Here is a 12,152-nt window from a genome sequence, read left to right as displayed (position 1 = left end):
GACGATGACACCACGACGCCGCCGTCTCGGCATGCTGCTCGCCGCGCTGGCCTGCGCCGGCGTGGCGCTCGCGCTGGTGCTCAATGCCTTCCGCTCGAACCTCGTGTTCTTCTTCAGTCCGAGCCAGGTCGCCGCGCATGAAGCCCCCGCCGCGCGCAGCTTCCGCCTGGGGGGGCTGGTGGCGCCCGGTTCGATTCGCCGCGAGGGCGATGGCATGACCATCCGTTTCATCGTCACCGACAAGGCGCGCGAGGTGCCCGTGGTCTATCGCGGCCTGCTGCCCGACCTGTTCCGCGAAGGCAAGGGCGTGGTCGCGCGCGGCACGCTCGACGGCAGCGGTACGTTCGTCGCCAGCGAAGTGCTCGCCAAGCATGACGAGAACTACATGCCGCCCGAAGCGGCCGATGCCTTGAAGCAGGCGGAGCAGGTCAACCGCCGCATGGCCGGCCAGCTCGCGGAAGGCGAACGGGGGACGCAACGGTGAATCCGGAACTCGGGCATTTCGCGCTGATCGTGGCCCTGCTGGCGGCCGTGGTGCAGGCCGCGCTGCCGCTGGCCGGCGCCGCGCGCGGCAATCCGGCATGGATGTCGGTCGCCAGACCGGCCGCGCGCGTGCAGTGCGCGTTGGTGGTGCTGGCGTACCTGTCGCTGACCGTGGCCTTTGCCGGCAATGATTTCAGCGTGCGCTATGTCGCCGCGAACTCGAACAGCGACCTGCCGCTCGCCTATCGTCTGGCAGCAGTATGGGGCGGCCATGAAGGCTCGATGCTGCTGTGGACGCTGATGCTGGCGCTATGGTCGCTGGCGGTCTCCGTCTTCAGCCGCCGCCTGCCACTGCCGGTGGTGGCGCGCGTGCTCGGCGTGATGGGCGCGATCAGCGGCGGCCTGCTGCTGTTCCTGCTGTTCGCGTCCAACCCCTTCATCCGCCTGCTGCCGCCGGCCATGGCCGGACGCGACCTGAACCCGCTGCTGCAGGACCCAGGCATGGTGTTCCATCCGCCCATGCTCTACATGGGATACGTCGGCTTTGCCGTGACCTTTGCCTTCGCCGTGGCGGCGTTGCTCGAAGGGCGCCTGGACGCCGCGTGGGCACGCTGGGCGCGGCCGTGGACGACGGTGGCGTGGATGTTCCTGACGCTCGGCATCATGCTCGGCAGCGCCTGGGCCTATTACGAACTTGGCTGGGGCGGCTGGTGGTTCTGGGATCCCGTGGAGAACGCGTCGTTCATGCCCTGGCTTGCCGGCACCGCATTGATGCATTCGCTCGCGGTGACCGAGAAGCGCGGCGCGTTCCGCGCGTGGACCGCCCTGCTCGCGATCTTCACGTTCTCGCTGAGCCTGCTGGGCACTTTCCTGGTGCGCTCCGGCGTGCTGACTTCGGTCCATGCCTTCGCGGTCGACCCCAAGCGCGGCATCTTCATCCTGGCGCTGCTAGGGCTGGTGACCGGACTGGCGCTGGCGCTGTTCGCGTGGCGCGCGCCAAAGCTCTCGCGGCGCACGGACTTCAGCGTGATCTCGCGCGAGTCCTTCCTGCTGGCCAACAACGTGCTGCTGGCCGTGGCCGCGGCCACCGTACTGCTCGGCACGCTCTATCCGCTGCTGCTCGACGTGCTGGGCCTCGGCAAGATCTCGGTGGGGCCTGCGTACTTCGAACAGGTGTTCGTGCCGCTGATGGCGCCTGCGGTCCTGCTGATGGGAGCCGCGCCGCTGGCGCGCTGGCGGCATGGCGAGCTACCGGATATGACACGCCGGCTGCGCTGGGCCGCGGTCGCCGGCGCCGTCATCGCTGTCGTCCTGCTGCTGGTGTTGCGCAATGCTTCAGCGCTGACCGGGCTGGGCCTGCTGCTCGCGACGTGGTGCGCCGCCAGCGCGGCAGCCAGCCTCGTGGCGCGGTTGCGTAACCAGCGCGGGCGTCGCCTTGCGACGCTGCGCCAGTTGCCGGCCGGCTACTACGGCATGCTGCTGGCCCATATGGGCGTGGGCGTGTTCATCGCCGGCGTGACGCTGGTCAGCAGTCAGGAAAGCCTGCGCGAACTGCCGATGCGACCCGGCGAGACGGTAACGGTCGGCGGCTACGATTTCCGCTTCGGTGGCGTGGCACCCGGCACCGGTCCCAACTACGAGGCGCTGCGCGGCGCCGTCAGCGTGTCGCGCCACGGCAGCATGGTGGCCACGCTGGCGCCGGAGCGGCGCATCTACCGCAGCCAGGACATGCCGACCACCGAGGCCGCCATCGACAGCGGCATCACGCGCGACCTCTACGTGGCGCTGGGTGAATCGCTCGGGGACGGACGCTGGGCAGTGCGCGTCCATGTGAAGCCTTTCGTCGACTGGATCTGGGGCGGATGCGTGCTGATGGCGTTCGGCGGCCTGCTTGCCGCAAGCGACAAGCGCTATCGCCTGCGCCGGCAGGTCGCCAGCGCGGCTACGCCGGCCGCCGAAGCCGCGCAAGCTCAAGCGCCCACGCTGGCACTGGCCGGCCGGGAGGAGACCCAGGCATGACGCGTTTCCTGCTGCCGCTTGCGGTGTTCCTGGCGCTTGCGATCGCGCTTGCCGCGGGACTGCGGCATGATCCGCGCGAACTGCCGTCGCCGCTGGTCGGCAAACCGGCACCGGCGTTCGTGCTGCCGGTGCTGGACCAGGACGGCCACAAGCTGTCTGCGGCCGACCTGCGCGGCAAGGTGTGGCTGCTCAATGTGTGGGCATCCTGGTGCACGGCCTGCCGCGCCGAGCATCCGGTGCTGGTCGACTTCGCCGCGCGCTCGCGCGTGCCGCTCTACGGCCTCAACTACAAGGATCAGGACGGCGCGGCGCGCGAATGGCTGCAGCGCATGGGCAATCCGTACGCGGCGTCGCTCGTGGATACCGACGGGCGCGTGGGCATCGACTTCGGCGTGTATGGCGTGCCGGAGACCTTCGTCATCGACAAGTCCGGCGTGGTGCGCTACAAGCAGGTCGGCCCGGTGACGAAGGAAGTGCTGGAACACAAGCTGATCCCGTTGCTGGAATCGCTGGAAAAGGGGGATGATCATGCGTAGCGCCGCCTTCGCCTGCTGCGCGCTTGCATTCGCCTTGCACGCAGGCGCCGCCACACCTACCGGCGCCGAACTCGACGCGCGCGTCCATGCCTTGTCCGAGCAACTGCGATGCCTGGTCTGCCAGAACCAGACACTGGCCGATTCCAATGCCGAGCTGGCAGTCGACTTGCGCCGTCAGGTCCGCGAGCAGTTGCGCCAGGGCGCCAGCGACGACGAAGTGAAGCAGTATCTCGTGCAGCGCTACGGTGATTTCGTGCTCTACAAGCCACCGCTCAAGCCGCTGACGTGGCTGCTGTGGTTCGGTCCCCTGCTGTTGCTGGTCGCGGTCGGGGCGGCCCTGTGGCGCGTCCGCTCTCGCCGCGCCGAGCCCGCAGCGCCGCTCGGCAATGCCGAACGCCGCAGGCTCGCGGAGTTGCTCGACGAGCCGCCGCCCCGTGCGCCCGCCCCGGACCCCTTGCCCCCGCTATCGCCGCCATGACCACATTCTGGTTCCTTGCTGCCGCGCTGATGGCCGTCACCATGGCCGGGTTGCTGTGGCCGCTATTGCGCCCGCCTTCGGTTGCCGCAGTGGCGGACCGCCCTGCCCCGGCGTTGCGCGATGTCTATCGCGACCAGCTGCGCGAACTCGACGCCGACCTGCGCGCCGGTACGCTGAGCCCCGCGCGCCACGCGGAGGCGCGCGATGAACTGGCCCACCGCTTGCTCGAGGACACCGGGCAGCCCGTCGCCACGCGGCGCGAGCCCCGTTCCTCCACGCTGCTCGCGGCGGCGCTGCTGGCATTGCTGCCCAGCGCCGCCATCCTGCTCTACCTGCACCTGGGCAATCCGGTCGCGCTATGGAGCGCCGGCGACATGCCCGCAGCCGAAGACGGCCAGCATGAAATGAGCGTCGCCCAGGTCGAGGGCATGGTGAACCAGCTTGCCACGCGTCTGCGCGACAAGCCCGAGGATCCCGAAGGCTGGTCGATGCTCGCCCGCTCGTACACGGCGCTGCAGCGCTATGACGACGCGGCCGCCGCTTACGTCAAGGCCATTGCACTCGCGCCCGATGTCGCGGCACTGCGCTCGGACTATGCCGACGTGCTGGGCAGCGTGAACGGCGGCTCGCTCGAAGGGCCGGCCATGGAACAGATACGCCGCGCCCTGGCGCTCGATCCCGACGATCCCAAGGGGCTCGCGCTTGCCGCCAGCGCGGCAGCGGAGCGTGGCGAGACCAGCGAGGCGATTGCCTACTGGGAACGCCTGTACCGCCTGTTGCCGCCGGACTCGCAGACCGCGGCACGGGTCGCGGCCAACCTGGCAGCCGCGCGCGGCGTCGGCAAGCCGCCGGCCACGGCAAGCATCCGCGGCACGCTTGTACTCGCGCCCGATGCCGGCAGGACACCGAGCCCTGACGAAACGGTCTTCCTCTACGCTCGCGCGGTGGAAGGTCCGCGCATGCCGCTCGCCGTGCTGCGCCGGACCGTGCGCGACCTGCCCCTGCAATTCACGCTCGACGATTCGCAGGCGCTGACGCCGGAACGCAAGCTGTCGGGACAGCAGCAGGTCATGGTGGAGGCGCGCATCTCGGCAAGCGGCAATGCGACGCCGCAGGCGGGTGACCTCGTCGGCCAGGCCGGACCGGTGCGGCCCGGTGCTGGCGATGTACGCGTCGTGATCGGCGGCACGCAGCCGGCCCAGCGCTGAGCGGGCGGTCGCCAGCACCTGGCCGAGACGCGGAAGTAGAATTCCCCATCTCTTGCCACCCTGGCGCCCACAACGGGCTCTGTATTGCGCGTATGCGAATTCCACCGATGAAGGCGGTCATCGCCTTCGAGAGCGTTGCAAGAACCAAGAGCGTCAGCCGTGCCTCCGAGGAACTGGGATTGACGGCCTCGGCCGTGAGCCACCAGATCAGCAATCTCGAAGCGGTCATCGGCCGTCCGCTGTTCTTCCGGCAGGGACGGGGACTGGTGCTGACGCCGGTGGGCGAACAATACCTGCGCGAGGTCACGGGCGCGCTGGCTGACCTGAACCGCGCGACGGAACGGGCGTCGAGCCAGCCCGACGTAGAGATCCTGCGGGTCCATTCGAGCCCCAGCTTCGGGCTGATGTGGCTGTTGCCGCGGCTGGCCTCGTTCCAGGGCGAGCATGGCGATATCCGCCTGAACCTCTCGTGCTCCTACGAAGACGTCTCGTTCACGAGCGGCTTCTACGATGTCGATATCCGCTATGGCTACGCCCACTGGCGCGACCTGCAGGTCAAGACGCTGCGCCCGGAGTTCATCATGCCGCTGGCCTCGCCAGCTTATCTCGGCCAGCACGAGATCCATAGCCCGGAAGACTTGCCCGGCCAGCGTCTGATCTGCTCTGAGACACCTCTGGTCCAATGGCAGCAATGGTTCGCCCGCGCCGGCATCAACCATGCGCGCAAGAACTTCGACTTCTCGTTCGACCGCAGTTACATGTCGCTCGAAACCGCCGCGCTGGGTCTCGGCATCGCACTGGAAAGCACGCTGCTGGCCTCCGTCCTGATCCGCTCCGGCCGCCTGGTGCCCGTGCTGGGCGACTCCCATGCGGTGGAAGTCGGCGGCCATCACGTCGTTTACCCGGCACAAAACGCGGACCTGCCGCGCGTGGCCCGCTTCCTGTCCTGGATGGACCGGGAACTCGCCGCCAGCAGCGTGTGAGGGCGCGGCCACGCCAGTTGGCCAGCTACCCTCGTGCGCACCGCGGGCCACGCCGGCTGAGCGCAGGAAGCTCCGACAACTGAAAATTTCTCAGCCATAGTTGAGGCAGACCGCGTTGATCCTCAACCGGGCGTCGCCCACACTCGATCCATCATTTCAAACGTCAGGAGACAGGAAATGCTGGTCGAAAACAAAGTCATCGTCGTCACCGGCGCCGCGTCCCCGCGGGGCATCGGCAAGGCCACCGCCCGCGCGCTAGCCACCCAGGGCGCAAATGTGGTGATTCTGGACTTGCGCCCGGAAGACGCCCGGGCCGCCGCTGAGGAACTTGGCGCGCGCCATCTGGGGCTGGCCTGCGACGTGACCGACAAGGCCGCCTGCGAGCGGGCCGCGCTGGCCGTGGTGGAGCGGTATGGCCGCATTGACGGCCTGGTGAACAACGCTGGCATCACCCAGCCGCTGCGCACGCTGGACATCGGGCCGGCCAACTTCGACGCCGTGGTGGATGTGAACCTGCGCGGCACGCTGTACATGTCGCAAGCCGTGCTGCCGCAGATGAAGGAGCAGAAAGGCGGCAGCATCGTCTGCATGTCGTCGGTGTCCGCGCAGCGCGGCGGCGGCATCTTTGGCGGCCCGCACTACAGCGCCGCCAAGGCCGGCGTGCTGGGCCTGGCACGCGCCATGGCACGCGAGTTCGGCGGCGACAGCATCCGTGTGAATTCCATCACCCCGGGCCTGATCCAGACCGACATCACCGGCGACAAGCTGACCACCGAGATGCGCGCGGACATCATCAAGGGCATTCCGCTGGGCCGCCTTGGCGATGCCGGCGACGTGGCCAACGCCTGCCTGTTCCTGCTCAGCGACCTGTCGGCCTACCTGACCGGCATCACGCTGGACGTCAACGGCGGCATGCTGATCCACTAACTACCCATGGAGACCGCCCGCAGAGGCGGCTCCGTTCAGACGCCCGTGCTTCCGTAACCATCCGGAGCCCACGGCAGGAGACAACAATGAAGACCAAGTACGCAACGTCGCCGCTCGCAGGTGAGGCGACGCCGCACGCCGATGCGGCCACCTTCGAGTCGCGCACCTACGCCAGGGTGGTCCGCCGGCTGATTCCCTTCCTGATGCTGTGCTACCTCGGGGCCTACCTGGACCGGGTCAATGTCGGCTTCGCCAAGCTGCAGATGCTGAGCGACCTGCACTTCAGCGAAACCATCTACGGCCTCGGCGCCGGCATTTTCTTCCTTGGCTACTTCATCTTCGAAGTGCCGAGCAATGTCATCCTTCACAAGGTCGGCGCCAAGAAATGGCTGGCGCGCATCATGCTGACCTGGGCGGTCATCTCCGCGTGCTTCGCCTTCGTCAGCACACCAACGCAGTTCTATATCCTGCGCTTCCTGCTTGGCGTGGCCGAGGCCGGATTCGCCCCCGGCGTGATCCTGTACATGACCTACTGGTTCCCGTCCGAGCGGCGCGCCAAGGCCCTGTCGATGTTCTTCATGGCCATCCCGCTGGCCGGCATCGTGGGCGGCCCGCTTTCCGGCTACATCCTGCATGCATTCCACGGCGCCAGCGGCCTGGCCGGATGGAAATGGCTGTTCCTGATCGAAGCCGTGCCGTCGCTGGTGCTGGGCGTGGCCATCCTGTTCTACCTGGACAACGGCATCCGCAGCGCCAAGTGGCTGACCGAGGCGGAGAAGGCACTGCTGGAGCGCAATATCGAAGGCGACAACGCCCACAAGCACGTTCATCTCTCGATCGGCGACTTCCTGGCCGACCGCCGGCTCTGGCTGATGGCGGCGATCTACTTCTGCGTGGTGCTCGGGCAGTACGGCCTGACCTTCTGGCTGCCGACGATCATCCGCAAATCAGGCGTGGCCGACCCCTTGTGGGTGGGCGTCTTCACCGCCCTGCCCTACCTGTGCGCCATCGTGGCCCTGCCGCTGATCGGCATGAGCGCGGACCGGCGCCGCGAACGTCGCCTGCACCTGGTCGTGCCCATGCTGGTGTCGGCCGCCGGCTTTGCCACCCTGCCGTTCCTGGGCGGTGTCGGGGCTTCGCTGCTGTGCCTGTGTGTCGCGGCGGCCGGCATCCTGGCCTCGTCCTCGCAGTTCTGGGCATTGCCGACCGCACTGCTCGGCGGCATGTCGGCGGCGGCGGGCATCGCGGCGGTCAATTGCGTGGCCAACCTCGCCGGCTTCTTTTCGCCGGCGATCGTGGGGTGGCTGAATGACCTCACGGGGAAGTCCACGGCGGGCCTCGTGTTCATCTCGGCCACCGTCGTGACCGGCGCCCTGCTTGTCTTCCTGGTCCCCGCCCGGGCGGTCAACCGCTGACCCGGCTTCGCGCACCGCATTCTTTCCCTGATCCCTGTATCCGAAGGAGACACCATGCATCACGCACTCAACGAGGTAGCCGTTCCCCTCAAGGAACGCGCCTACCGTATCCGGCGCAACGCCTTGCTGATGGGCGAAGTCCAGGGCCAGGGCTACATCGGCCAGGCCCTCGACATTGCCGACGTCCTCGCCGTCGCCTACTTCGGCGCCATGCGCTACCGCCCGGAAGACCCGGCATGGGAAGGCCGCGACCGCTTCCTGCTGTCGAATGGCCACTACGCCATCGCGCTGTACGCGGCACTGCTCGAAGCCGGCATCCTGCCGATCGAAGAACTGGAAACATATGGCAGCGACGACAGCCGCCTGCCGATGTCGGGCATGGCCAGCTACACGCCGGGCATGGAGATGTCGGGCGGTTCGCTGGGCCAGGGCCTGACCATCGCGGTCGGGCGCTGCCTGGGCCTCAAGCGCAAGGGCTCGCAGGCTTTCGTCTACACCCTGTTCTCCGATGGCGAACTCGATGAGGGCGCGATCTGGGAGGGCATCCAGTCGGCCAGCCACTGGAAGCTCGACAACCTGATCGGCATCGTCGACGTCAATAACCAGCAGGCGGATGGCCCATCGAGCCAGGTCATGGCCTTCGAGCCCCTGGTCGAAAAGCTGCAGGCATTCGGCTGGTTCACGCAGCGCGTCGACGGCAACGACATCGACGCCGTAGCAGCCGCCTTCGATGCCGCACGCAAGCATCCGGGTGCGCAGCCCCGCATGATCATCTGCGATACCCGCATGGGTTGCGGGGTACCGTTCCTCGAACAACGCGAGAAGAACCACTTCATCCGGGTCGATGCCCACGAATGGCAACTCGCCCTGCAGGCCCTGGAAGCCGGGAGACAAGCATGAGCAGCAATACCAACGGCAAGCCGAAGCTGAAGACCTCGGCAATGATTGCCTCGATCGCGGGCGAAGGACAGGCAACGCGTCCGGCACCGTTCGGCCATGCGCTGGTGGAACTGGCCAGGCAGAAGTCCAACGTGATCGGCATGACCGCCGATCTGGGCAAGTACACCGACCTGCATATCCTGGCGCAGGCCATGCCCGAGCGCTACTACCAGATGGGCATGGCCGAACAGCTGCTGATAGGCGCCGCGGCGGGCTTCGCCCATGAAGGCGCACAGCCTTTCGTCACGACTTACGCGGTATTCGCCACGCGCCGGGCCTATGACTTCATGCACCAGACCATCGCCGAGGACAACCTCGACGTGAAGATCGTCTGCGCGCTGCCCGGCCTTACCACCGGCTACGGTCCCAGCCACCAGGCCGCGGAAGACCTGGCGCTGATGCGCGCGATGCCGAACATGACGGTGATCGACCCGTGCGACGCGCTCGACATCGAGCAGATGGTGCCGGCCATTGCCGCCCATCCGGGCCCGGTGTACGCGCGGCTGCTGCGTGGCAACGTGCCCGTGGTGCTGGACGAGTACGACTACAGGTTCGAACTTGGCAAGGCCAAGCTGCTGCGCGATGGCGCCGATGTGCTGGTGATCTCGTCGGGCATCATGACCATGCGCGCGCTGGAAGTTGCCAAGGCGCTGGAGGCCGATCGCGTGGGCGTGGCCGTACTGCACGTGCCGACAATCAAGCCGCTGGATACCGAAACCATCGTGCGCGAGGCGCGGCGCTCCGGCAGGCTCGTCGTGGTGGCGGAGAACCATACTGTCATCGGCGGCCTGGGCGAGGCCGTCGCCACGGCACTGATGCAAGCCGGCGTGCATCCGCCGTTCCGCCAGGTGGCCCTGCCCGACCTGTTCCTCGATGCCGGCGCGTTGCCGACGCTGCATGACCGTTATGGCATCTCGTCGCAGGTCATGGCATCGTCGATCCGGGGATGGCTGGGGTAGATCGACGCTAGTTGGACGGATGCGCCAGGCCAACGGTCTGGCGCAGGTTTTCCAGCATGTCTCGAACCATCTCCTCCAACCCGTACTGCGGCGCCCAGCCCCAGTCGCGCCGCGCCACCGCATCCTCGATCGAGTCCGGCCAGCCCTGCGCAATCGCCTGCCGGTAATCCGGCTCGTACCGCACCTCGAATCCCGGCACTTCCTTGCGGATGGCCGCGGCGATCTCGGCCGGCGTGAAGCTCACGCCGGCAACGTTGTAGCTGCCGCGCTCGGTCAGCTTGTCGGCCGGCGCCTCCATCAGTTCAATGGTCGCGCGGATGGCGTCGGGCATGTACATCATCGGCAGCCGCTCGTCTTCGCGCAGGAAGCAGGTATAGGGCTCGCCCTTCACCGCCGAATGGAAGATGTCCACGGCATAGTCGGTGGTGCCGCCGCCGGGCGGGGTCTTGTGCGAGATCAGGCCCGGATAGCGCAGGCTGCGCACGTCCACGCCATGATTGTCGTGGTACCAGCGGCACCAGCCCTCGCCCGCCTGCTTGGAAATGCCGTACACGGTCGTCGGCTCCATCACGGTCTTCTGCGGCGTGTGTTCGCGCGGCGTGGTCGGACCGAAGGCGGCGATCGAACTCGGCCAGAACACGCGCTCGATGCCGAACTGCCGCGCGTGCTCCAGCACGTTCAGCAGGCTGGTCATGTTGAGGTTCCATGCCCACTGCGGCGCCTTCTCGCCGGTGGCCGACAGCGCCGCGGCCAGCAGGTAGATCTGCGTGATGCCATGGCGTTCGACGACGGTCGCCAGCCCGCCGCGGTCGGTGGCGTTCAGCATCTCGTGCGTCAGGTGCACATGGCGGCCGGTCGGCACCACGTCGGACGTGATGACGTTGGTCCTTCCATAACGCTCGGCCAGTGCCAGCGCCAGTTCGGAGCCGATCTGCCCGTTGGCGCCGACGATCAGGATTTTCGGTGCCGCGTCGCTCATCGGGCCAGCCCCAGTTCACGGCCGGCCTGGCCGAACGCATCGAGCGCCGCCTGCAGCGCCGCTTCGTCGTGCAGCGCGCTCATCTGCACGCGAATGCGCGCCTGGCCCTTGGGCACCACGGGATAGAAGAACCCGACCACATAAACGCCGAGCTCCAGCAGCCGCTGCGCGAGCTGCTGGGCTTTTTCCGCGTCGTAGACCATGATCGGGATGATCGGGTGCTCGCCCGGCTTCACGTCGAAGCCGAGCGTGGCCAGCCCCTTGCGGAAGAACGCGGTGTTGCGCTCCAGCCGGTCGCGCAGTTCCGTGCTGCCTTCCAGGATGTCGAGCACCGCGATCGATGCGCCCACGATGGCCGGCGCCACCGTGTTCGAGAACAGGTACGGCCGCGAGCGTTGGCGCAGCAGCGCGACCACTTCCCTGCGCGCGCCGGTAAAGCCGCCGGACGCACCGCCGAGCGCCTTGCCGAGCGTGCCGGTGATGATGTCGATCTTGCCGAACAGCCCGCGCAGTTCATGCGTGCCGCGCCCGCGCGCGCCGAGGAAACCCGTGGCATGGCATTCGTCGATGCCGAGCAGCGCGCCATGCGCGTCGCAGAGCGTGCGCATCTTGTCCAGGCGCGCAATGGTGCCGTCCATGGAGAACACCCCGTCGGTGAACACCAGCTTGTGGCGCACGCCGTCGGCCTGCGCCTGCGCCAGCTGCGCACGCAGGTCGTCCATGTCGTTGTGCTTGTAGCGGTAGCGGCGGGCCTTGCTCAGGCGGATGCCGTCGATGATGGACGCATGGTTGAGTTCGTCGCTGATGATCGCGTCTTCCGCGCCCAGCAGGGTTTCAAACAAGCCGCCGTTGGCATCGAACGCCGAGCCGTAGAGGATGGTGTCTTCGGTGCCGAGGAAACTGGCGAGCCGGGCTTCGAGCGTCTTGTGCAGGTCCTGCGTGCCGCAGATGAAGCGCACCGAACTCAGGCCGAAACCGTGCGTGCGCAGCGCCTCGTGCGCGGCCTCGATCACGCGCGGATGGGACGACAAGCCAAGGTAGTTGTTGGCGCACAGGTTGATGACCTCGCGGCCATCGGTGGTGCGAACGCGCGCGCCCTGCGGCGTGGCAATGACGCGCTCTTCCTTGTACAGCCCCGCCTGGCGGATGGCGTCAAGCTCTGCACGCACGGATGCGTAGAATGCCTCGGCACTCGACATGGTTTGGCTCCCGATGCTAGGATCTGA

At 67.6% G+C, this 12,152-nt stretch carries 12 protein-coding genes; 10 read left to right on the top strand and 2 right to left on the bottom strand.

The genetic code is table 11. The features are described 5' to 3' along the window. The first annotated feature begins 4 nt into the window (after nt 1-4). The 10 genes from ccmE (at nt 5) to AC3FKG_RS19225 (ending at nt 9,947) form a co-directional block, all read left to right on the top strand. Nucleotides 5-484 carry a cytochrome c maturation protein CcmE gene (ccmE, locus tag AC3FKG_RS19270; protein WP_483714843.1) on the top strand — a complete coding sequence of 160 codons (480 nt, stop codon included), beginning with the start codon at nt 5-7 and terminating at the stop codon, nt 482-484. Further along, the gene (locus AC3FKG_RS19265) at nt 481-2,502 is read left to right on the top strand and encodes a heme lyase CcmF/NrfE family subunit (RefSeq protein WP_488743896.1); all 2,022 of its coding nucleotides are present in this window, start codon (nt 481-483) and stop codon (nt 2,500-2,502) included. The genes ccmE and AC3FKG_RS19265 overlap by 4 nt, the downstream gene beginning before the upstream one ends. Further along, nucleotides 2,499-3,038, top strand: a complete 540-nt coding sequence (locus AC3FKG_RS19260; protein WP_488743895.1) for a DsbE family thiol:disulfide interchange protein — start codon at nt 2,499-2,501, stop codon at nt 3,036-3,038. Before AC3FKG_RS19265 ends, AC3FKG_RS19260 begins: the two co-directional genes overlap by 4 nt. Continuing rightward, the gene (locus AC3FKG_RS19255; RefSeq protein WP_488743955.1) at nt 3,031-3,516 is read left to right on the top strand and encodes a cytochrome c-type biogenesis protein; all 486 of its coding nucleotides are present in this window, start codon (nt 3,031-3,033) and stop codon (nt 3,514-3,516) included. The genes AC3FKG_RS19260 and AC3FKG_RS19255 overlap by 8 nt, the downstream gene beginning before the upstream one ends. Continuing rightward, nucleotides 3,513-4,724, top strand: a complete 1,212-nt coding sequence (gene ccmI, locus AC3FKG_RS19250) for a c-type cytochrome biogenesis protein CcmI (RefSeq protein ID WP_488743894.1) — start codon at nt 3,513-3,515, stop codon at nt 4,722-4,724. Before AC3FKG_RS19255 ends, ccmI begins: the two co-directional genes overlap by 4 nt. 92 nt (nt 4,725-4,816) lie before the next feature. Then, entirely contained in the window at nt 4,817-5,707 is an 891-nt protein-coding gene (locus AC3FKG_RS19245) for a LysR substrate-binding domain-containing protein (RefSeq protein ID WP_488743893.1), read from the top strand. A gap of 177 nt (nt 5,708-5,884) precedes the next feature. Next, entirely contained in the window at nt 5,885-6,634 is a 750-nt protein-coding gene (locus AC3FKG_RS19240; RefSeq protein WP_488743892.1) for an SDR family NAD(P)-dependent oxidoreductase, read from the top strand. 86 nt (nt 6,635-6,720) lie between these two features. Continuing rightward, nucleotides 6,721-8,049: an MFS transporter gene (locus tag AC3FKG_RS19235; protein WP_488743891.1), complete on the top strand. Its 1,329-nt coding sequence runs from the start codon at nt 6,721-6,723 to the stop codon at nt 8,047-8,049. Nucleotides 8,050-8,103: 54 nt separating this feature from the next. Then, nucleotides 8,104-8,949 carry a transketolase gene (locus AC3FKG_RS19230; RefSeq protein WP_488743890.1) on the top strand — a complete coding sequence of 282 codons (846 nt, stop codon included), beginning with the start codon at nt 8,104-8,106 and terminating at the stop codon, nt 8,947-8,949. Next, on the top strand, nt 8,946-9,947 hold the full coding sequence (locus AC3FKG_RS19225) for a transketolase family protein (protein WP_488743889.1): 1,002 nt from the start codon (nt 8,946-8,948) through the stop codon (nt 9,945-9,947). The genes AC3FKG_RS19230 and AC3FKG_RS19225 overlap by 4 nt, the downstream gene beginning before the upstream one ends. Before the next feature lie 7 nt (nt 9,948-9,954). Here AC3FKG_RS19225 and AC3FKG_RS19220 read toward each other — a convergent pair whose 3' ends face one another. Together AC3FKG_RS19220 and kbl are read right to left on the bottom strand one after the other, a co-directional pair. Further along, complete coding sequence (locus AC3FKG_RS19220; protein WP_488743888.1) at nt 9,955-10,926, bottom strand: L-threonine 3-dehydrogenase; 972 nt, start codon at nt 10,924-10,926, stop codon at nt 9,955-9,957. Further along, nucleotides 10,923-12,125, bottom strand: a complete 1,203-nt coding sequence (gene kbl / locus AC3FKG_RS19215; protein ID WP_488743887.1) for a glycine C-acetyltransferase — start codon at nt 12,123-12,125, stop codon at nt 10,923-10,925. Before kbl ends, AC3FKG_RS19220 begins: the two co-directional genes overlap by 4 nt. Nucleotides 12,126-12,152 lie beyond the last annotated feature (27 nt).

This window comes from Cupriavidus sp. 22TCCZM04-2 (assembly GCF_057798895.1).
Note: the sequence above shows the minus strand (reverse complement) of the source record. Positions and strands in the feature narration are given on the sequence as shown.